Annotated in this window: 19 protein-coding genes; 12 read left to right on the top strand and 7 right to left on the bottom strand. The window is 32.1% G+C overall.

Features of this window, described 5'->3' with window-relative positions; genetic code table 11:
- Window positions 1-196: 196 nt before the first annotated feature.
- Both IPI31_09135 and IPI31_09140 read left to right on the top strand, forming a co-directional pair.
- On the top strand, window positions 197-1,402 hold the full coding sequence (locus tag IPI31_09135; GenBank protein MBK7567976.1) for a site-specific integrase: 1,206 nt from the start codon (window positions 197-199) through the stop codon (window positions 1,400-1,402).
- A 206-nt stretch (window positions 1,403-1,608) separates the two neighbouring features.
- Window positions 1,609-2,256 carry a hypothetical protein gene (locus IPI31_09140; GenBank protein ID MBK7567977.1) on the top strand — a complete coding sequence of 216 codons (648 nt, stop codon included), beginning with the start codon at window positions 1,609-1,611 and terminating at the stop codon, window positions 2,254-2,256.
- A 40-nt stretch (window positions 2,257-2,296) separates the two neighbouring features.
- On the opposite strand, the gene IPI31_09145 is transcribed toward IPI31_09140, so the two are convergent.
- Window positions 2,297-2,473 (bottom strand): hypothetical protein, encoded by a 177-nt coding sequence (locus IPI31_09145; GenBank protein MBK7567978.1) that lies wholly within the window; start codon window positions 2,471-2,473, stop codon window positions 2,297-2,299.
- On the bottom strand, window positions 2,470-2,826 hold the full coding sequence (locus tag IPI31_09150; GenBank protein MBK7567979.1) for a hypothetical protein: 357 nt from the start codon (window positions 2,824-2,826) through the stop codon (window positions 2,470-2,472). Before IPI31_09150 ends, IPI31_09145 begins: the two co-directional genes overlap by 4 nt.
- Before the next feature lie 280 nt (window positions 2,827-3,106).
- Here IPI31_09150 and IPI31_09155 point away from each other — a divergent pair, with 280 nt between their 5' ends.
- The 7 genes from IPI31_09155 (at window position 3,107) to IPI31_09185 (ending at window position 8,990) form a co-directional block, all read left to right on the top strand.
- Window positions 3,107-3,766, top strand: a complete 660-nt coding sequence (locus IPI31_09155; GenBank protein MBK7567980.1) for a hypothetical protein — start codon at window positions 3,107-3,109, stop codon at window positions 3,764-3,766.
- A 154-nt stretch (window positions 3,767-3,920) separates the two neighbouring features.
- Complete coding sequence (locus IPI31_09160; protein ID MBK7567981.1) at window positions 3,921-5,099, top strand: hypothetical protein; 1,179 nt, start codon at window positions 3,921-3,923, stop codon at window positions 5,097-5,099.
- 60 nt (window positions 5,100-5,159) lie between these two features.
- Window positions 5,160-5,831 carry an RteC domain-containing protein gene (locus IPI31_09165; protein MBK7567982.1) on the top strand — a complete coding sequence of 224 codons (672 nt, stop codon included), beginning with the start codon at window positions 5,160-5,162 and terminating at the stop codon, window positions 5,829-5,831.
- Window positions 5,832-5,952: 121 nt separating this feature from the next.
- The gene (locus IPI31_09170) at window positions 5,953-6,240 is read left to right on the top strand and encodes a helix-turn-helix domain-containing protein (GenBank protein MBK7567983.1); all 288 of its coding nucleotides are present in this window, start codon (window positions 5,953-5,955) and stop codon (window positions 6,238-6,240) included.
- A 2-nt stretch (window positions 6,241-6,242) separates the two neighbouring features.
- Window positions 6,243-6,623, top strand: a complete 381-nt coding sequence (locus IPI31_09175) for a hypothetical protein (GenBank protein ID MBK7567984.1) — start codon at window positions 6,243-6,245, stop codon at window positions 6,621-6,623.
- A gap of 7 nt (window positions 6,624-6,630) precedes the next feature.
- The gene (locus IPI31_09180) at window positions 6,631-7,824 is read left to right on the top strand and encodes a hypothetical protein (GenBank protein ID MBK7567985.1); all 1,194 of its coding nucleotides are present in this window, start codon (window positions 6,631-6,633) and stop codon (window positions 7,822-7,824) included.
- A 152-nt stretch (window positions 7,825-7,976) separates the two neighbouring features.
- The gene (locus tag IPI31_09185; protein ID MBK7567986.1) at window positions 7,977-8,990 is read left to right on the top strand and encodes a hypothetical protein; all 1,014 of its coding nucleotides are present in this window, start codon (window positions 7,977-7,979) and stop codon (window positions 8,988-8,990) included.
- A gap of 316 nt (window positions 8,991-9,306) precedes the next feature.
- Here the strand turns inward: IPI31_09185 and IPI31_09190 are convergent, their stop codons facing one another.
- The 5 genes from IPI31_09190 to IPI31_09210 form a co-directional block, all read right to left on the bottom strand.
- Window positions 9,307-10,209 (bottom strand): T9SS type A sorting domain-containing protein, encoded by a 903-nt coding sequence (locus IPI31_09190; GenBank protein ID MBK7567987.1) that lies wholly within the window; start codon window positions 10,207-10,209, stop codon window positions 9,307-9,309.
- Window positions 10,202-10,645 (bottom strand): hypothetical protein, encoded by a 444-nt coding sequence (locus IPI31_09195; GenBank protein MBK7567988.1) that lies wholly within the window; start codon window positions 10,643-10,645, stop codon window positions 10,202-10,204. The genes IPI31_09190 and IPI31_09195 overlap by 8 nt, the downstream gene beginning before the upstream one ends.
- Window positions 10,646-10,722: 77 nt before the next feature.
- On the bottom strand, window positions 10,723-12,684 hold the full coding sequence (locus IPI31_09200) for a T9SS type A sorting domain-containing protein (GenBank protein MBK7567989.1): 1,962 nt from the start codon (window positions 12,682-12,684) through the stop codon (window positions 10,723-10,725).
- A 127-nt stretch (window positions 12,685-12,811) separates the two neighbouring features.
- Window positions 12,812-15,163, bottom strand: coding sequence for a T9SS type A sorting domain-containing protein (locus IPI31_09205; GenBank protein MBK7567990.1), 2,352 nt, complete (start codon window positions 15,161-15,163; stop codon window positions 12,812-12,814).
- Complete coding sequence (locus IPI31_09210) at window positions 15,163-17,034, bottom strand: T9SS type A sorting domain-containing protein (protein ID MBK7567991.1); 1,872 nt, start codon at window positions 17,032-17,034, stop codon at window positions 15,163-15,165. The genes IPI31_09205 and IPI31_09210 overlap by 1 nt, the downstream gene beginning before the upstream one ends.
- Before the next feature lie 197 nt (window positions 17,035-17,231).
- Here IPI31_09210 and IPI31_09215 point away from each other — a divergent pair, with 197 nt between their 5' ends.
- The 3 genes from IPI31_09215 to IPI31_09225 are packed head-to-tail and all read left to right on the top strand — an operon-like array spanning window position 17,232 to window position 21,441.
- On the top strand, window positions 17,232-18,410 hold the full coding sequence (locus IPI31_09215) for a hypothetical protein (protein MBK7567992.1): 1,179 nt from the start codon (window positions 17,232-17,234) through the stop codon (window positions 18,408-18,410).
- A gap of 20 nt (window positions 18,411-18,430) precedes the next feature.
- A complete protein-coding gene (locus IPI31_09220; protein MBK7567993.1) occupies window positions 18,431-19,516 on the top strand; it encodes a hypothetical protein in 1,086 nt (361 codons plus the stop codon).
- Window positions 19,513-21,441 (top strand): hypothetical protein, encoded by a 1,929-nt coding sequence (locus IPI31_09225; protein ID MBK7567994.1) that lies wholly within the window; start codon window positions 19,513-19,515, stop codon window positions 21,439-21,441. Before IPI31_09220 ends, IPI31_09225 begins: the two co-directional genes overlap by 4 nt.
- The last annotated feature ends 130 nt before the right edge of the window (window positions 21,442-21,571 follow it).

Raw genomic sequence — 21,571 nt, forward strand, 5'->3', positions numbered from 1 at the left:
TTTTCATTAGTTGGTGATCCCGCTGGGATTGTATCTATTGCTATCTTTTTCTGCAATTTGCTCTGTAATGCCTATAAATATTGATTTTATATTTTCTCATAAAGCAATATAAAGTATAATAAAGAACGAAAATGAATCAAATGTTTCCCCCTTTGTTTCCCCCACTTTTTATATCTTTGCGTCTTAAAACTCAATTATGCCGTCAGTTTCAACAGTTCTAAGGAAAGACAAGATTAACAAAAAAGGGAAAGCTCCCATAGCTTTTTTCATAATTAATAATAGAAAACTAACAAAAGTGGCTACAGGGATCATGATTGATCCGAAATTTTGGGATGAAGGTAAGAGCCAAATTAAGAAAGGTGAAAAGAACAGCGCCCGTTTTAATGCCTATTTGGCTTCAAAACGCTCGGAGATCATTGATTCTATTTTTGAATCTGATACTAAGCCTAATTCCCTCTCTGAAAAGCAATTGAAGGATAAGATTTACGGCAAAAAGCCGATCAATTTTTTTGAGTTTGGAGAAAATGTTTGCAAGGTTTACCATGAAGCGGGGCAAATCGGGACTTACCACAAGAGTAAATCTATTTTGAACAAGGTAGAGGACTTTTTGGGAAACAAGATATTAAATCTTCAGGATATAGATGTCCAGTTTTTAATGAGATATGAAAAGGATTGCCGGACGAGATTAGAAAATAAAACAAATACGGTTCACAAGGATTTCAAATTTTTAAGGAAAATGTTCAATGATGCTTACAGGCAGGATTTAATTGAGCACAATCAAAATCCATTTCTCAAATATCAACTTAAACAGGAAAAGACAGATAAAATATTCTTAACCGAAGATGAACTCTCAAAAATTGAAAACCTGGCATTAAATGAAGGAACCCGTATGGCTTTGCACAGGGATATGTTTGTTTTTGCATCTTATGCTGGAGGTCTCCGTGTTTCTGACGTTTTACAATTGAAATGGAAAAATTTTGATGGTACACACCTTTTATTGACTATTAAAAAAACCTCAGAACAATTACAAATTAAATTACCAAACAAGGCCATGGAAATCATCAATAAAAACAAAGAACCAAAGGTTGATCCCAATTCTTACATTTTCCCAATCCTTGACCAAAATCTTGATTTAAAGGATCGAGAGAGTTTAGATAGAGTTATTTCCGGTGCAAATGCATATATCAATAAGAATTTAAAGGTAATAGCAGAAAAAGCTAAAATAAATAAAAACATAAGTTTTCATACTAGCAGGCATACGTGGGCAACCAGAGCTTTGCGATTGGGCGTAAGTATCGATAAAGTTTCTAAATTGATGGGACATGCTCAGATTAGAGAAACTATGGTTTATGCGAAAATTGTAAATTCAGAATTGGATAAAGCTATGGAGGTTTTTAATTAACAATGGCCTATTCATTGAGTCAAATATTTTCCACAAGAGAGCTTTCATTAATCATTTGGATTGCAATCGGTTTATTGATAGGGTTATATAGTAAAAGCTTTAGGTCTTTATTAAAACAACTTATATTAACATTCTTAAAATCCAGAATACTACCAGTATTCCTGTTGTTTTCAATTTATACTATATCACTAATTTACTTATTTGGTATGTTTCATCTTTGGGATATCACACTATTAAAAGATACCATATTTTGGTTTATTAGCGTAGCCCTCCTTTTGTTCTTTACTATAAACAATGCAAAGAATACAGGATTTTTTAAGAAAGCATTTATTGAAACTTTTAAATTAACAATCGTCATTGAATATATTGTCAATTTATATACTTTTAACTTAATTGTTGAATTAATGCTCTTCCCGATTTTACTAATTATGTTTATCATTCCTGTAGTAACGGAAAGTAATCCGAATCAAAAACAATTGGGAGAGAAAATCAAATCTTTGTCTTCTTTTTTTGGACTAATCATATTTATAATAATCATTATAAAATCCGTTATAGAATTTAATGTGCTAGCTTCAATTAATAACATATATTCTTTCTTGTTACCACTTATAATGACAATGCTGATATTACCTTTCCTTTATTTTTTGGCTTTGTTTATCAATTATGAAGAATTGTGGACACGTATTAAAATTTTATATAAATATCAGGATTTGTATTTAAAAATGAAAACCCCTTTGTTTTGTGTTGCATTGTTCGATATCAACAAATTACAACGGATTAGTAAAAACTTGAATAAGCAAGAAGCTTATAATGCTAATAGTATTAGAGAATATTTTCGAAAAATATCAAAATAACTTCATTTACCCCTAAAGTAATTAATGAAATCTTAAAAAATCAATCCCTCTCCGGCTCGTTGCGAATATTGAAATACCAAACGAGACCAATTCCTAAAAGAATTAAGATAATTACGATTATTAGCCATTTAGATGATTTCGGTGGAGCTGGGGCAATTTCAGTAGAAATTTGCGGAACTAAGTTGAAGTTGTCTATTGCTGATGTTATGTCTATCATTTTTTTACAATTTTAATATTTTCAGAATCAATTCTCATTATAAGATAATTATAGATTGCCCGACAACTTTTTCCTTCATATTCTTCATAATGAGTCATAACGTTTAAAGAATATCCTTTCCCATTAAGAAATTGCTCATGGAAGATTGATTCCAGTTTGCCTTCCATCAATTCTGTCAGGATTAGTAAGTTTTTATGCAATGGTTTGTCTACAAACGATTTTTCTATACGAATTTCCTTCGCTTTTTCATTATTGAATCGAATTCTGTTTTCACCATTTGCGAAAACTTGATTTGATCGTAAGGCAATAAATGCTTCGCCAGTATACGGATCGATTTTTTCTATGCTTCCCATAATACAAAATTAGAGAGTATATTTATATGAATTTACATTAAATCAAAGCAAATTAATGTGAATTGACGCATAAAAATCAATTAATTCAAATTGATACATCTTAATTTAGATTTAAAGCGCTTTGAAAGTATGTAGTTGGTGTTTTAAATTATATTGATTTAGTATTCAAATAGTTGATAACTGGTTGTTGTATACATACTTAAATAATGGAATATTCCGTATCTTTGAAAACAAAGAGTGTACAATTAAAAGGCATAAAAAGAATAAAATTTATAGATAAATGAAAAGTATATTACTATTGAGAGCCTGTGGGCTATCTGACGAGAAACAAGAATGTGATAATATTAAGTCACAGGCTCAATTATATGGATTGGAAGTTCATGACCATTGTCCAAAAAATAATGAAGAGCTATATTCAATCCTTAACCAAGGAGTTGAGTTTGACTACATCTATTTAAGTTCACATGGCAGTGCTGAAGGATTCGGAAATGATTCAGGAACTATTGATTCTTCCTGGTTTGATTTCGGAATTGAACTTTGTGGTTCAGCATGCATGAATCCAAACTGTGTAGTTATGTTATCATGCTGCCGCGGAGGATTAAATCAAGTTGCTTATGATCTATTTTTTTGTTGTCCAAAAATAGCTTTTATAGTTGGACCACGACAAAGCTTGTTTCCACATGATATGCTAATTAGTTTCAATATTTTACTTTATAATTTAGAACATAGAAATATAGATCCTTTAATTGCGTGCGAAAAAATTAAACTGGCGACAGATATTCGGTTCATTTGTTTTGATCGCTTAGAAACGGAAGTAGAGACAGGATACCTTATGTATATAAAGAAATATGATGAAAGCGCGACGGAAGATTTAAATGTTGCAAGAGAAAAAGCTAATGAAGAATTAATTCCAATTGAGACTTATTCAAATAATAAATAACTTACAAAACAATAATCATGTTCTTTCAATGGAATTATCATGATTCGCCTATTTATAAAAGCAAAAGTTAGAAGTATAATTAATATGTTCAGTGTATTAGTAAAATTAATCTGTTTACCTTCAGATTTGAAATTTCATATATAATATCGCCAAAATGGATAAAGATGTTTGCATTGAGAAAATATGCTTGTTGCCTTTAAATGTCAAATTAGAACAAAAATCAGCATCACAATTATTAGCTGAATCTTTATATTATATTTTTTCCGAAACTATATCAATTGAAGATATAAAGACTCATTTGAATAATGCTCCACACCTCATTGATCACTGGCTTGAATGGTCAGATAATAAAAAAGGCTCCGGCCTCCTGCTCATTATAAGTGAAACACAAAATTTTGTTAGATATGTTTCTGCAAACGGGGAACTACTTTTTGAACATGGTTTTCAAAATAAGACAGATGCTTGTTCTGAATACATATTGAGGGAAATTATCGAAATTCTATCTAAGGGAATAGAACACAACCCACAATTTGACTTAGATGTGATAATAAATGCCTCAGTGGAGATTGGGAATTTGATGCAAGGAGCATTAATACCCGAAAGTTCACATATGCTTTATTATGCTGAAGGCTTAAGCCAAAAAATTATAAACCATATTTTGACAGCTCGATATTTATTGAACGGTTACCAATTAGGTATTGAAAATAATTTGTTCGAACCTAAAGTTGATTTTGGATCAATAATAATATTAACAAGGGCTGCATTGGAAACATATTTAGCTTTAAATTATATCTTCATTGCTGAAAACAATCATTCGCTCCAAGATTTTCGATATTTATGTTGGGACCTGGCTGGATATCTAGAAAGAGCTAATATGCCCGCAAAAGTTGACCATCATAAGCAACTAAAAGAGGATGAAGCTAAACAAATTGAACTTATAAGGAATAAACTTTTAATTAATGGTATTTTTCAATCTTTAGGGCCCAAGGTGCAAAAAAAGGCTTTAAATGGTGAATGGCGATTAACACTGGGTTGGGTAGATTTAGCAACCCGTGCAGGTATTAATGAAATTTATTTTAGAAACCAATACAAATTTCTTTGTAATTATGCACATGCCAGTCGACTTAGTGTTATTCAAATTCAGCAGAACAAAACTTTTATACAACAAAAAGAAATGGCGCTTTTTACTGTTAATACTCTCATCGTGGTATTAGCAAAACACATGTATGACTATATTGAAATTATGCCCGCATTGAATGTACTTAAGGTCAAAATGAAACAATATCCAATTATATTATTTTGGAAAAAAATCGGGGAAAATCTTCGTAGTTAATAAAATATATTATGGGATGATTATTAATTAAAATGAAAGCATTGATAATTTAAATAATTTATGAACGAAAATCGAAACTCAATCCACCATCAAAGTATGGTAAGAGACCAAACTTTTAAAGAACATCCTATTAAAAACCATGAGACTGAGAATTATTCAGATTATGATGTTACCGCAAAATATTATGATAGCGCGGATTTTACTTTTGATGGCTCCTTTTCCATGCTCATATACTGCAAAGCCTTACTCTCAAAATTTTCCGAACTTACAAACAGCCAAATCCCAAAATTTATCGATTACCAAATAAGTTTTGTATCTGATAAAAAGCAGTGGCTCTACGACATTGAAAAGTTGATTGAGAACAATCCTGAGCGGATAAATAGGATCAGGCCAGAATTGCATGATTACTTAACGAAGCTTATACAAGCAAAGATAGCTTCAATGGATGCTTCCCTTGTACCAGGACCGACAAAACAATTAACATGGAAAGGACCTGAGATTGACCTTATAGAATTAATTACAGCTCTAACACAGTCGAAAAGAATAGTGAATGAAAAGGGTGAATCTATCCGCACTGAAGCAATTGAATTTTTTGAATCTGTTTTCCATATTAAGCTAAAAGATCCTGAAAAAAAGCTATCGCAAACTAAAGGAAGAAAAGAAGGATACAATCATTTCCTTGATCGTTTATCTGAAAAATTCAAGGAGTGGGAGCAAAAACGCTCTAAGTAACCCTTATTTACCAAGGGTTTCAGAAAACCTTTATAGACTCCTTTATAGACTCTATATGTGGTCGGTATTCATGTGCGCAATTTTGCTTTGCCTTTCATAGGTAAAATCAAAATTTAAAATCATGAATGTAATAACTATAGAATCCGAAGCATTTGAACAGCTAATTGGCAAGATCGATGCTCTCCAGGCTACCTTACTAGAAAAGGAAAAACAGCCTAAAGAAATCTGGTTAGACAACCAGGAATTTATCCAACTTTTAAAAATTTCAAAAAGATCTGCGCAAAATTTTCGCGATTCGGGAATGATTTCATTCTCGCAGATCGGAGCTAAAATCTACTACCGATTATCTGATGTAGAGGAACTTCTTAAAAAGCATTATAGAAAAGCTTTTAAACCAACCAATAAATAATAATGTTATTGGAAGCTTCAAATAACATGACTGAGCTGGGATGGAATGATTTAATTCATAGGCTTCATTCTATGCTTGATATGGAATGGATCAGGCTGGAAAGAAATAAAGCCTATTATACCTCTGAATTTAATAAATCAGGAGCTGACTTATCAAAACTTGAAAAATTATACAACCGGATAAATGAGGAGCAAAATAGAAATCAATTGATCGAGGAATTTCTGATGAGAATAGAAGAACAAAATATGCTTGCAATATTTCAATCATTAGATTTTTGCATCCAATCAGAAAAAATGCGTACTGGAAAAGAACCGGATAATTTTGAAATATATATCAATAAAGTGAACAGAGTTTATAAAACCTACTATTTACCATTAAAATAAGAATCAAATGCTAGATATACCTCACCCAAATCAAAAGTTAACTCCTTCGATACATATTGAAAAATCTCAGGAAAATGACTATTTAACTCAAATATTAAATACACGTGATAAATTAATTAATGCACGTAAAAAAGAAATCACTTTTAGCAAACCTTTTCTTTCACAAAATGGAAATCCTGTATTTCAGATGAATACTATTAATCTGGTGCAGGGCAAAGCCGGAGTATTCAAAAGTCATTTGGCAGAAAGAATGTGTAGTGCCATTTTATTAAAAGGTGATCCAACAGAGGAAATGTTAGGATTTCATGCTGATCCTTCGCTGGATTATACCATTTGTTATGTTGATACAGAAAGAAACCACTGCGACCAATTACCTTTTATGATGCAACAAATTCAAAAAAAAGCTGGCATCCCAATAGAAATTACGCCGGAAAATTTTGATTGCATATCCCTACTTGAAATTTCAAGACAAAGCCGGTTTGAGGCATTAAAACAATACATTGAACACGTAAGGACTAAATATTCCACTCATATTGTTATTATTCTTGATGTAATAACGGACTGCATTGAAAATTTTAATGACACGAAAGAAAGTATGAAATTAATTGATATGATGAATTTATATATAAATCAATTCAATGTAACCTTTATTTGCCTCATTCATGAAAACCCAGGAAGTGCTGAAAAAGCGCGAGGTCATTTAGGGACAGAATTAATGAACAAAGCATCTACTGTTATTCAAATAGGGTTTGAAAGGGATAGTCAGAACAAACCTTTAGAACTAATCAAAATTTCATATCTAAAGTGCAGGACATCACGCAAACATGATCCCTTTTATGCCGAATATTCAGAAATAAAAAGGGGTTTGGTTTTAGCCTCTCAGGAGGTAATAAAATCAAATCTGGCCAAGAAAAGACTGAAAGCAAATACAGAGGCTATCCTAGACTGTTTACCAGATTTGTTAAGATTGCCAATGAATAAAACTGATTTATTTGAATATCTAATGCAGGAATTAGATTGTAAAGAGGGGATTTTAACTACAAGACTTAAGGAAATTATAGAACAGGAAGTGACACTAGAAAATATCAAGGGTGAAGTTTGTCATTTGAAAAAGAAGTCAGTTGACAGAAAAGCGATTTTTTATCTAGAACCCATTAATTCCACCTTTGATAGTTTTACTGATAAGGATGCTTCAAAATGATATTCAAATGCTTCTTTTGACTTTTGCATTTGCAAACCCTTATATAAGCCTTTGCAAATGTCAAATACAATTCTTCTAGGATTCTCTGTGTTTTGCTTAAATTTATGCAGGAAAAGACCAATAAATGCTCTTTCCTGGTGAAAATTCATTTTATGCAGAACCAATCAACCTTTGAAAATCTTACGATCAGCTTAAATAATGATCTCCTGAACTATTGGGATCAGCTTGCCAGAATACATAAGTTCTTTCATGACCCTGACAGATCAAATATTTTGGTATTTGAAATACCATTAGCATATCAGAACAGTTTTGTCACACCAATTGAGACAGCCTTAAAAGTACAAAAGGATATTATAGATACCATCGGACAATTAAAAGGTTTTGATGTTGATTATTATTATTTCCTAACCAATTCATTACAACCTGCAATACGTAATTTATCAGATTTAGTGCAATCAGTAATTGTAGGTAAACCTCCCGAAAATGTTTTGTATAATCATAAAATCTTAATAGAAATATTAAATGATGAACTTGCAAAACTCAAAGATCTTATAATAAAGGGGGCTGGTTATCTTCCAAAACAACAAGAGCAGGACACAATTCAAATTATATTAGAGCATTTTGATTCGTTAGGCAAGGCAGAGGTTAATGAAGTACCTGGATATTTGTTAAAAGGATTGGAGGTTATTCTAAAAACCCCTGTTACAAGTGAAATGTTTTATAAATACTCTCAGAATAAAGGAATTATACTTTTTTATTATAAGTTATTCAAGATACAGGGAATTAAAAATTTTGCAGTTAAAAATTCAGATAATTTAGTAACTCTAATAACCTATTTTTTGCAGAACCAACTTCAGATAATTAAAAAGCTCTTTACAAAAGTTAACTTTTTTGAGGAAATGCTTAAATTTAATTTCACTTTAGCAGAAGAAAAAGAAGGGTTTCAAAACAATCGGGAATTATTTGAGATATTTATAGCAATTGCCAAGGTTCGTGGTTTGCCTCTGACTTATAAAATGAAGAAAAATTTTGTAAGCATATACACAGGTAAAAAATCTATTAATAAATTTCTTCCTTATATAAAAAGAAAGGCCCCAGGATACGCACAATATCTTTTGTATTTAAATAGAAAGAAAAAACAAATGACTGAGCAAGAAATTAAATAGATACAAAAACTATTTTTAGATTTAAATTAATTAATAAAATACACCGCAGTAAGACTGCACAACGCCATTCTCGTTGTAAAACAAGAACTTCCGGCATAAACACAAAGCCCACAGCACATGGCTAACGATTTATTCCGTTGCTTCTTGTTTTACAAGCTATCGTCAGTCTGAAATAGCTACTTTCTTTTTCTTTTTCCGTTTTCTTTTTCTTTTAAAATATCCGTAGCAATATATTCTGCTCGGAGGTGGGATAAATAAAAACCCGGCTCCATCTAGCGACTTTGCCGGGTATCCCCATGAAAACACAAGCTTTAAATTAATTTATAAAAATCTTTTTTGTATACTTTTTTTCTGCGGAAATTAGTTCAACAAAATAAATTCCTTTTGATTCAGTTAGTTCAATTTGTGAAAATTGATTAATTACCTCATCAAAAAAGATTTCTTTTCCCATTATGTCAAAAACTCGAATCTCAGTATCTTTTAATTGCTCATTCAATTTGATATAGATTATATTTCCAAAACTATACACCATTACATTCAAAGTATTTATCTCTCCGACCACTACATTAGTATCTCCAATTCTATCTCCTGCTTTAATACTTGTTTCGCATTTCATTTCATAAGCATAATCATGAATAATTAATGTCTTGGCAGAATCCACAGTTGAACAGCGTATCCATCCGTAATGACGGCATTCATCGCTTCCAATAAAACGGACACCTAAGTATGAGGAATCTATATTGGGAGACCAAAAACCATTATCATAATGCCAAATCCAATCAGAGCTTAGGATATCATAAAAGCCGCTGCCCATTTTTTGATAACCCCAATATTGAAAATCAAGTCCATTATTAATGAGACTTCCCGACTCAAATGCGAATGGGAAATAGCTCGTGCCTCCACCAGCGCCATTGGTGACTGATTCACCAGCAATTTCATTTTCAGGAGAGCCATAGGGTCCGCACCAAAGCGCATGCCTGAATTCATAGTCAGTAGAAAAAGTGCTTGTCCAGTAATAACTTAATTTAAAAAAAGCAAAATCAAAATCACCATCATTATCCATATCTACCCCTGTAGTTTCATCATCAAATTGCAAGACAATATCCGGGTCGATGTCCGTATATATTGCCTGAGCGCTTAAATCAGAATGCATAAGCAACAATACCCCAGCCATTCCGGAATATTGTTGCAACGAAAATTTCCTTTTTCTATTATTCAATTTTTACAATTTTCTTATACACATAAAAAGTTTTCTCCCTATTAGACCACATAAATTCATTGGAATTAATAATTGCTATTTCGGAGCTAAAGGAATATGGCCCAATTGTATTCCATGTTTCGCCTTTATCATATGTATAGAAAGCCCGAGTACCTGAAACATCACCAACAATAAAACCTGTGTCTCTATTTATAAAATCAAATTCATACACTATATCAGTTGGTTCACCTAATTGAGTTGTTTCCCAAGTATATCCACCATCTATTGTTTTGTAAATAAACTCATGACCAACAGTAAACCCAATTGTGTCATCTATAAAATATAAGTCTAAAAATGAACTATTTGGCAAATCGGAAATTCGTACCCATTGTCCCGCCGCATATTTACTACAGATAAATGGGATAATGAAAATTATATAAATTGTAAGTTTCTTCACGGTTAAAACTTTACTATTTTAATGGTTGTTTACATTAGAAGCATTAATAAATCAGACAAATAACATTCAAAAAATTATTATTCCTTTACAAAATACAAACTTGCTTCACCATTCGATGTAATAATTTTCAACAAATAAATACCAGACGTAAATTTACTTACATCAATTTCTGTAAGCGCGGAAACAATATTATCCTTCCACAAAATTTGTCCCGAAATGTTTATGATCTCAATTGTTGCTACATCATAATCTGCATATTCAACAAATAAAATATCCACAGTCGGATTCGGATAGACTTTGATCGAATTTAAAATATTTTCGTTTATAGATATTCCTTCATCTATTAATTGATTACAATCATCATCAATACCATTTGATATTTCTTCTGCTCCAGGATAAATATCAGGGTTTGTATCATTGCAATCGGTGGAATCTAAAACGTAGCCTGCAATAAATTCAAGGCAAGAATTTGTAAAAACAGAGCCATTACCATATCCATCAGAATCAGCATCGATATACCAAGTTAAAAATAATGCATCTTCATCAAAAACACCATTGCAATTGTCATCTATACTATTACAAGGATCTACTAATATGGCAGGATTTATTTCTGCATTTGCATCATCACAGTCAGTATTATTAAATACATAACCTAAAGTATCTATACAGCTATAAATGTAACCACCACTCGCACCGAAAGAATCCCCATCTGTATCGGGATAATAAGCCAAGAGGTTACAATTGACTTTAACTTTGAGACTCCATGCATCAGGTCCAGAAAATGGCCCCGGCTCGCCGTGATGTCCTGTTACATCACCGTCATCTGACAATGCATAGCCTGTTAATAAAATAGAAGAATCGGAAGCAAGTAGGGCGGCATTTGCAAAATCACTTTCATACCCGCCTAAACATCTTTGCCAGCGAATTATGCCAGAAGAATCTAAATTTATAATCCAATAATCACCATGACCCGGAAGGCCTTGATGACCATAAACATCTCCGTTATTATCAGAACCCGCCCACCCGGCTATAGTTATTGAACCGTCTGAATGAGTTAAAAGTTCTTTACCAGTTTCTCCGTGGGTACCCCCTAAGGCTTTCTCCCAAATAAGATCACCAGTCGCATTCAGCATAATTGTCCAGGCATCATTAGAGCCATGAGCTTCTGTAATATCACCATCTGAGGATTCTGCTTCGCCAGTTACCACTAATCTGTTCGGATTAATTTCTGCAACAGCAAATGCAATTTCATCTTCTGACCCACCATAATCTTTTTCCCACAATAAATTGCCTTCTGGATCAATTTTTATAATCCAATAATTTGTGGCAAAGGCAATCTCAGTAGCACCTACTACCACATAGTTTGAATCAGCAATCTGAATTATTTTATAGCCTCTGTCATCACTGTAACCACCATAACTGTTTGACCATTCTGTTTCTCCCTCTGAATTTAATTTTACAATAATCAGGTCTTTATATTCCGTGCTGCCGATATGATCTGAAAAAATCCCGTCATCAGAATTACTATATCCGGTAAAAATAAACCCTCCATCCGATACTTGAATTATTGATATTGCTTCCTCCCCTAAACTCCCACCAATAACTTTATTCCAAAGCAAATCGCCATCAGAATTTAATTTAATGATCCAGCAATCATTATTTCCATAATTAATTCCGACATCCCCGTCTGAAGAAATTGTCCTTCCGCCTATCACATATCCTGAGTCAACTGTTTTTATAATTGAAAGACCTTCGTCATTACCAGATCCTCCATAACTTTTTTGCCAGATAATATTACCATCAACATCAGTATGGACAACCCATACATCATGTTGACCTGCATTAAAAGTAACATCCCCATCTGAAGAAGCAGAGTATCCAAGAAAAACATACCCAGAATCCACTGCCCCGCAAATTGCAAACCCTTCATCACTGTTGAAACCGCCAAAACTTTTTTCCCAAACAATATCTACTACTTGTGAATTACAAACAGTAATCTTGCAAAAAACAGCGAGAGAAATAAGTAATAACCGGTTCATAAACACTTAATAATCAAAGATACTAAATTTAGGAATTAATAGCGTTATGTACCGACACCTGATTCTAAATCGACGTGTTGAATAACCTTTATTGATGTGAGCCATTTAAGGCAGTCTTTATTATAATTTATTCTTTCACAAATTTTCCAATTACATCTCCATCTGAGGTTTTAATTTTCAACAAATAAATACCAGACGTAAATTTACTTACATCAATTTCTGTAAGCGCGGAAACAATATTATCCTTCCACAAAATTTGTCCCGAAATGTTAATGATCTCCATTGTTGATACCTCATAACCTGTATATTCAACAAATAAAATTTCCTCCGTCGGATTCGGATAGACTTCGATCGAATTTAAAATAGTTTCGTTTATAGATATTCCTTCATCTATTAATTGATTACAATCATCATCAATACCATTTGATATTTCTTCTGCTCCAGGATAAATATCAGGGTTTGTATCATCACAATCCGTATTATCCAAAACATATCCGTCAATTTCAAAAAAACAAGTGATAGAATCAATTAAGAGGTTTCCATAATTATCACCATCGGCATCTATAAATAATGTTTGAGTGGGAAGCCCTTCATCTATTTCGGAGTTACAATTATCATCAATATTATTGCAGGTTTCATTTGATAATGGATTAATTAAACTATTAGCATCATTACAATCTAGATTATTTATTACATATCCAGTAGGCGGAAAAATGGTGCAGAAAAAATCTGAATTTAATTCATCTCCATAAAGATCACCATCCGTATCTGCATAATATAATATCGATTCATGAATTAAATCATCAGTATCATCACAATCTGTACTGTCAATTACATAACCTGTTGGCGGAATATCATTGCATATTATAATCTCGATTAAAAGGTCACCAAATCCATCGGTATCTCCGTCATAGAAATAATTATAAAGGGGAAGCCCATCATCAATAATGAAATTGCAATTATCATCAATTAAATTGCAAATTTCGATTGCAACCGGGTTTATGGCTGCATTTAAATCATTGCAATCTGTATTATTTGAAACATATCCAGTAGGTAAAAAACATGACAATACATGGTCGAGATTATTTCCAAATCCATCTCCATCTGAATCAGCATAAAACATAGTAATGACACAATCTTCATCCGGCAATAGTTTAATTATCCAAAAATCGCTATTACCAATATTATCTTCACTTTTTGTAACAGACGTATTCGAACTGCTCCATCCACCAGTGATATAACCACCATCAGGTGTTTGTCGAATGGATAAAGGTCTATCGTAATCACTTCCACCGATCACTGATTGCCAAGTAATATTTCCAACACTATCCAATTTAACAATCCAATTATCATCAACACCTATATTTGCATCAGTTTTATTTCCTGTTACGCCCGATAAAGAATAGCCAGTAACAATATATCCTTTATTAAATGTATATGTTGCAGCAGTAAAATAATCTTCAGAAGTCCCTCCTAAAATTTTTTGCCACTGAATCACACCCAAGTCATTTATTTTTACTATCCAATAATCATCCAAACCGTAAGAATCTTCAATTTTATCTACGGAACTTTCCGACTTAGAAACCCCACCAAGGATATAACTTCCATCATTACATAATTCTATATCGATTAAGACATCATCCCAATTACCACCGATCACTTCATCCCATTCAATATTTCCACTAGCATCAATTTTAACTACCCAATAATCTGAAGTAGGAATTCCGTCTATTCGCAGAATACAATTTTCAGTTTTATCGACCGACATATCAGACTTTGAATATCCAGCTAAAATGTATCCACCATCTAAAGTATTCTTTATACTATATAACCCATCATGACGGTTGCCACCAATAGTATTTTGCCAAGTAATATTTCCTAACGAATCAAGTTTTACCACCCAATAATCAGTCTCGCCCAAATTACCCTCTATTTTATCACCAGTAATTTCTGAGGATGAAGATCCAGCCAGAATATATCCTTCATCTTTAGTTTGAATAATATCATTTAAAATATCAGATGATGTTCCACCAATTGTATTTTGCCACATAATATTGCCAAGGCTGTCTAACTTTAGAATCCAGTAGTCGTAGCTTCCAATATTTGCTTCTGTTTTATCCCCTGATATTCCCGAATCTGAATAGCCACCAACGATAAATCCGCCATCTGAGGTTTGTTTAATGCATGTCGGTTTATCTGTATTATCTCCACCAATAGTATTTTGCCATTCTATACTTCCCAAACTATCAAGTTTTACAATCCAATAGTCCAACAATCCAATATTTGGTTCTGTTTTATCGGCAAAAATATTTGAACCGGAATAACCAGCTAAAATATAGCCACCATCAAAAGTGATATCAATACTATAAAGGTCATCACTTCCACTGCCCCCAATTGTATTATCCCATTCAATTTCTGGAGCTTGAGAGAATGAAAATTTAGTAACAATTATTGCAGATATTAAAAATATATTTTTCACTATTCTTTTATTATTTTTTGAATATATTCACACCCATTATGATTCACTTTAATAATATAAATCCCAGATGCATTATTTCTAAAATCCAATTCTAAAATTCCATTTGATATATTTTGGTTTAAATTAAGGATTTGTATACCTGCAATATTTATTATGGTGATAATAGCAGATCCTTCTAAATTATTTTCGAAATCGATTAGTAGATTTCCGTTTGTTGGATTTGGATAGATATTAATTAAATCACTATTCAGTTCTCCTTCTTTCATCGGCAATGTCGTAAATGTTTCAATAGCTGAAAAATCACTTGATTCAACTCCACAATTACTTCTTACTTTCCACTCATAGGTGGTTGATGGCATTAATCCTGGCAGGTTTTTAAAATTAGATGTTGCTGTTTTTTTTGTCCATGCTCCTGCCCCGGTTACACGATAAAAAACTTTATACGAATCAGCAGTTGGCACATTATTCCAATGAACTTTAGCAGTTGTTGAAGTAATATTATCTGTAAATAATGCTGAAGGAACTTCGCAAATTAAAATTGAATCACCTATTAATTTAACTACCCAATAATCCGTACTGCCCATTGAATTTTCCGTTTTGTCACCTGATATATTTGAAGACGAATATCCCCCTACAACAAATCCTCCATCAACGGTTTGTTCAAGCGTATGTGGCGATTGAATCAAATCCCCTGCACTACCTCCAATTGCATTTTGCCAAATGATTGTTCCAGTGGAATTAAGTTTTAGGATCCAATAGTCATTCCCGCCAATTTTGGGATCAGCTTTATCTCCAGAGATTACCGAACGGGAATAACCACCAAGGATATAACCCCCATCAGTAGTTTGTTGAACTGAATATAAATAATCGGCATCTGAGCCACCAATTCCATTTTGCCACTGAATGTTACCAAGGGAATTAATTTTAACTATCCAATAATCATAATTACCATTGGTTGCATCCGTTTTATCGGCTGAAATTCCCGAATAAGACCATCCACCTAAAATATATCCCCCATCAGTTGTTTGTTCTGCAGAAAATAAATTGTCCTCAGAGCTTCCCCCAATTGTATTTTGCCATTCAATAACACCGGAGGAATTTAATTTTACAACCCAATAATCTGTACCACCAAGTGAATTTTCAGTTTTATCTCCTGCTATTCCTGAATTAGTGTAACCTGCTAAAATATATCCTCCATCTGAAGTCTGTTTTACTGAATTTAAATATTCATCTGAAAATGAACCAATATCATTTTGCCAAACAATTCCGCCTGTTGAATTAATTTTAATAACCCAATAATCAGAACTTCCAAAATTGTTCTCTGTTTTATCACCTGTAATATCAGATTTGGATTCACCTCCCAAAATATATCCCCCATCAGAAGTTTGTTGAATTGAGTGAAGTTTATCTTCCAAAGCGCCACCAATTGTATTTTGCCATATTATACTACCTGATGAGTTCAATTTTATTACCCAATAATCGAAACTACCAACAGAATTTTCCGTTTTATCTCCTGAAATATTGGAGTTTGAATAACCTCCTAAAATGTATCCCCCATCTGATGTTTGCTGGACACATTCAAGATAATCGTCCGAACTTCCACCAATTGTATTTTGCCATTCAATTAGGCCACTAGAATTGAGTTTTACAACCCAATAGTCCTGTGCCTGGTGACCTTCAGTTTTATCTCCTGAAATGATCGATTTGGAAGTTCCGCCCAGGATATAACCACCATCAACGGTTTGGTGGACAGAGTAAAGCTCATCATCGGAGTTACCACCTATGGTGTTTTGCCATTGGATTGCTGGGGCTTGAGAGAAAACTGATGAAGTAACTATGATAACACAAAGTATAGAAAAGGCTTGTTTCATAGGCTGTTTTTAGGAAAGTAAAGATAACTAAAAATTTGAGAACCTAACTACCTGTAGGATAAGCCTTTATAGCCTAATTAATATTATATTTAATGGTATATTTACCTTTTTTCATTGGGTGTATATGGTATTTTATGTATAGTAAAAATAGCAATACGTAAATAGGACAATTTGCCATAGAAAAATATATTTATTTTATGAAAAATAATACATCCGCTGAATTAAATAAATTAAAACATCTTAGGATTTTGCAATTGAAGAAATTTAAATCTTTTGCTTCGAAAATTCTTAAAGAAAATAAAGAGTTTAAGAAACGAAGGAAAGCGACATGGGAGAACAAAACAATTGAAAGTAATATTAATGCTATTGAAAACATTATTAAAGAAATTAATTTTGAATTAAAAAACGAACATGCATTAGATCAATATTGCAAGGGGTTATCTGTTGACTTTTTAACTGACACTTTTTTTGGACCGGAATTTATGTTTAATGCACGAATATCAGCATTTGGGGTGCCAGGAAGTATTATTTATGATATTAATTGGCTCAAATATCTCTCTATTGGCGAAAGAAATAGTATTGCAACAGGCAAAAAAAGTCCAACAATATTAGCTGATAATTGGAAATTACTTGTTGGACATCTTTTTAAAGATATTCTGGAACTGAAAAATTACGCTTCTTTTGAACATTACCCGAAACTAATACATGAAGCAATTGACCTTGCAAAGAACGGTTATTTAATAGCCAGTAATTTATTTTTAATATCTATTACAGAAAGCATTATTAGAGCCTTTTCAAAGAAAATATTAATACTTCAAAATCCAAATATGACACTTGAACAGGTACATGACTATATTGATAATTTTCAATCTTTGGAAAATGTAATAATAAAACCCGATTGGAAAATTGATAAAGAAATTTCAATATTTGAAGCGGTTACGCTATATGGATTTGCACATGACACTCAAATCGAACTGGCAAGGGAAAAAGTGGCCAAGGCAACTTACGCTAAACAAAAATTGGAAATAGCAATTAATAAATTTTCTCAGCAATTAAATTCTTTCAGTGAACAAGGAAACGAACAAGATGACAATACAATAAGAGCAACTGTGAAGAATCACATGGATGATCTCAAAAAATTGTCGCCTGCGTTACTGAGCGATTCTGACAAACGTATAGGAATCAGTATTAAAACTGAATTGCAGTTTTTAATTCGCCGATTTAAAGAAGATCGGAATGATTTGATGCATGGTCAATTCGAAGGATTTAATGAAAAATGGAAAAATTATATATACTTATCAGCAATTGATAAAATCAACGATATTATAATGGGATATGCAAAAATATATCCTAACTTTCAAAAAATTAAAATTTAAAACACCCCACTTTTATAAAAATGAAATTGTCTAAATTAACAGATATTGAATTAGGAAAGCGCTATAAAGGCAATTACACAAAGCTTAAAGTTATCCAAAGGAGAGAAAAGATACGGGCATATATTTGTAGTTATAGGAGTTACTTTGTAATATTTATCATTACGGGCTTGCTTATTTCATTATCATTTATTTCAATTTACTTGAAGCGCTACGAGTGGCTTTTTATTATTAATATGGATAGAAATACAGCGAGTTTAATTGTGGATCAAAGGATTACTAATACCGCTGCAATTATTGGGGTTTCCTTTGTTGTAATTGGGCTAATGATAAATAATCTAAAGGAAAAAACTAAATCAAACTATGAGCTATTATTTACGGCCACATATTTATACCCGCTAACCTATTTTGTTTTTAGCGTAGTTATATTTTTAATTACTTTATCGTTTCTCCGGAATACTTTGTCAGAATTGATATTTGTAAATGCTGTCGAGATTATATCAGTATTAATTATCATCATCATTGTTTGCATTGTAATTTTATTTACAAAGGTTATTAAAATATTTGAACCAAATTACTTAAATGAGTTAAGTTTAAGAGAATATTTAAATATTTGTCGGGATGTAGTTTTGAAAGAAAAAATATTTAATACAAGTTTTGAAGTATTTAAGGATAATATGGTCGCTATAGGGGGTTTATCAATTAAATCACTGCCTCCAAAATTTAATGGATCAAGCGTGACCCTTTTGTCTCAAGGTAACTACCTTAAGGATATTAATATGAAGCGGCTAGTACGGATATTGAGACAAAAAAATCCCCAAATGTTAAAGAATAAGACTTTTTATTTTGAGACAATCCAAATTGGTGATTACATGCATATGGATTTAAGCCCATTTAGATTTGAGGATGAGCAGTTATCAGTATCGCAAATAAGAAAAATCGAGCAGGCATTTAGCTTTACTTCACATAAATTAAATTATTCTCGATATTTATCAATGAGAACTGCACTAAATGAAAAACTATTAGAGGCTACTAAGTTGGGGGATTTGAAATCCGTTAGTCAAATACTTAGTCATTTTGAGGAGGCAATGAAATTAGAAATAAAATGATAAATTCAAGAAGCCAAGTGCTACCTAAATTGAGCTCTATAATTCAACAAGATTATGGTGACGGGCTAAGACGTGCATTGAAGGAGTCTTTTAAATTGGGTGCTTCGGAAATACCTTTCAAATATTTATCTTTCATAAGTTCAATTATATCTAATTCAGCTCAAGAGAGAAATTTACCTTTGTTTGCTAATTATATATTTTATTTTTGGGATTTTTATAGGTATAGTAAAGTAAATCCGGCTATACAAAAAGATATTGTTCATGAAATAAGTGTTGATTATAAATCATTAGTTGCTTACAATATTGGTTATAATTTTGATAGTGCAAAAACAATTCAAGAAAAAGAACATTTAAATCAGTTTATCTATTGGTCTTATTTCAGTATGTTGACTTTTCTGCATTCACTTTTAGATGACCTCGACCAGGAACAACTTAAAAAAGCTTTTTCTGAAGTTAATAAAATAGTTCAGCATTTTCACCGTAATAACAATATATCTCAACTGCGGAATAGAAACTTTGCAGATAGTGGCGAAAATAATGCATTACTACATGAAATTAGAATAGAGACTTTTATAGATGAAGTGCATCGACATAGTATGCTTGCATTATATTATTGGACATACTTTTTATATGATATAAAAATGGCCTCAAAGGAAAAGGTTGAATTAAGAACATCTTTTATTAAATTGCCAAGCCAGAAAATTGAAGATCTATTTAATGATTTATCAATCCTCCGAGAAAAAGTAACTGAAGGGTATTTAGGACTTGAGGGATGGGATTTTATGGATAGGACAGGAATGAATGTTTATTCACCTCCTGATGCCGCTGATTGGGTAACCAAAGGAACTGTTATTTTCTTGTTAAAAAAGAATTATTCTGGATCGATAGATATTGAAAAGGTTGAAAACAATCGGAATTACTATTTTATCTACGATACGATAAAAGAGTATTTTTCAGATACTACCAACTTTTACGACAAGTGGAATGCAATAATTGATTGTAAATCTATTGAGCAATTACAATTGCGATTTAATTGGATATTAAATGTTTTCAAGCAATTAAAAGATCGCTACATATTTTCAATGGAATTGGAGATAGCCGAACAACCGCTCGAAGAAAAATTTACCTTGGCATTTAAAACAAGTGTTTTTGAATCTTGGATATCATCGATTAAATCTATTAAGCTTTTTGAACATTTTGGAAATATGAGGGATGCCAAAGAGGATGAACAACCTGAGGATTTGGGAGGGGTTTTGAATTTAAAGGCAAAAAGTAATTTTATAGAGAAAGGGTATCAGCAGATTCATCTAATTGAAGATTTAGGTAGTAAAATCGCCAATAAAAACGATGAGGAGTTTATTTCAAAGGTGCTAAAAGATACGCCTACCTTAGAATACGGTTTAATTTATGATGCAGTATATGACATGATTCAAAAGCTGAAAAATACGGGATTTAAGCCCTCAGTTATCTTTACGGATTCAATTGCTGCTTATGATGATTCAATAGAAGAATCGAGCTATTTTATCCCTTATTGGAAATATATGGATAAAAAGATTCAAGTTGATACATCAGGTTATTTTGATGAAATTCCTGTAATTCCAATATATAGTGACTCAATCGAAAATATTATTATTGCATGTGACTTTGAAAAGGCATTTGAGTTATCAGTAGTGAAGAATAGTGACTGGTTCAACAACATATTGAAGATTGAAATTAAAGCTGTAGATCGTGAGATGGCAAAAAAGAGTTTTGAAAGTGACAAGGAAGGGTGGCTGGCGGAATGGAACGATATTAATATATCAGAAGAAAAAGCAATAGTAAGATTAATGAATTATGTGCAAATTTCGGGTATTGTTCACGGAAAGTTTAATATTTGTAACAGTGAAGCATTTTTAGTCGGAAAAATTATAAAAGACGAGGATTAATCTTGTATGCTACTTTGCTATATGAATGATCATTTTAATTTATTAGAAGCTCATTTTGTCGGTGAATATTTTCTATCTAATAATCGAATAAATCTCCAGTCAGTAGATAAAGCGATAAGATTTGAATCAA

This window comes from Bacteroidota bacterium, from assembly GCA_016706865.1.
GTDB lineage: Bacteria > Bacteroidota > Bacteroidia > Chitinophagales > BACL12 > UBA7236.

What these genes read in the sequence shown, in the direction of transcription:
- IPI31_09135 (MBK7567976.1), top strand. Translation starts at nt 197, where the DNA reads ATGCCGTCAGTTTCAACAGTTCTAAGGAAAGACAAGATTAACAAAAAA.
- IPI31_09140 (MBK7567977.1), top strand. Translation starts at nt 1,609, where the DNA reads ATGTTTCATCTTTGGGATATCACACTATTAAAAGATACCATATTTTGG.
- IPI31_09145 (MBK7567978.1), bottom strand. Translation starts at nt 2,473, where the DNA reads ATGATAGACATAACATCAGCAATAGACAACTTCAACTTAGTTCCGCAA.
- IPI31_09150 (MBK7567979.1), bottom strand. Translation starts at nt 2,826, where the DNA reads ATGGGAAGCATAGAAAAAATCGATCCGTATACTGGCGAAGCATTTATT.
- IPI31_09155 (MBK7567980.1), top strand. Translation starts at nt 3,107, where the DNA reads ATGAAAAGTATATTACTATTGAGAGCCTGTGGGCTATCTGACGAGAAA.
- IPI31_09160 (MBK7567981.1), top strand. Translation starts at nt 3,921, where the DNA reads ATGGATAAAGATGTTTGCATTGAGAAAATATGCTTGTTGCCTTTAAAT.
- IPI31_09165 (MBK7567982.1), top strand. Translation starts at nt 5,160, where the DNA reads ATGAACGAAAATCGAAACTCAATCCACCATCAAAGTATGGTAAGAGAC.
- IPI31_09170 (MBK7567983.1), top strand. Translation starts at nt 5,953, where the DNA reads ATGAATGTAATAACTATAGAATCCGAAGCATTTGAACAGCTAATTGGC.
- IPI31_09175 (MBK7567984.1), top strand. Translation starts at nt 6,243, where the DNA reads ATGTTATTGGAAGCTTCAAATAACATGACTGAGCTGGGATGGAATGAT.
- IPI31_09180 (MBK7567985.1), top strand. Translation starts at nt 6,631, where the DNA reads ATGCTAGATATACCTCACCCAAATCAAAAGTTAACTCCTTCGATACAT.
- IPI31_09185 (MBK7567986.1), top strand. Translation starts at nt 7,977, where the DNA reads ATGCAGAACCAATCAACCTTTGAAAATCTTACGATCAGCTTAAATAAT.
- IPI31_09200 (MBK7567989.1), bottom strand. Translation starts at nt 12,684, where the DNA reads ATGAACCGGTTATTACTTATTTCTCTCGCTGTTTTTTGCAAGATTACT.
- IPI31_09210 (MBK7567991.1), bottom strand. Translation starts at nt 17,034, where the DNA reads ATGAAACAAGCCTTTTCTATACTTTGTGTTATCATAGTTACTTCATCA.
- IPI31_09215 (MBK7567992.1), top strand. Translation starts at nt 17,232, where the DNA reads ATGAAAAATAATACATCCGCTGAATTAAATAAATTAAAACATCTTAGG.
- IPI31_09220 (MBK7567993.1), top strand. Translation starts at nt 18,431, where the DNA reads ATGAAATTGTCTAAATTAACAGATATTGAATTAGGAAAGCGCTATAAA.
- IPI31_09225 (MBK7567994.1), top strand. Translation starts at nt 19,513, where the DNA reads ATGATAAATTCAAGAAGCCAAGTGCTACCTAAATTGAGCTCTATAATT.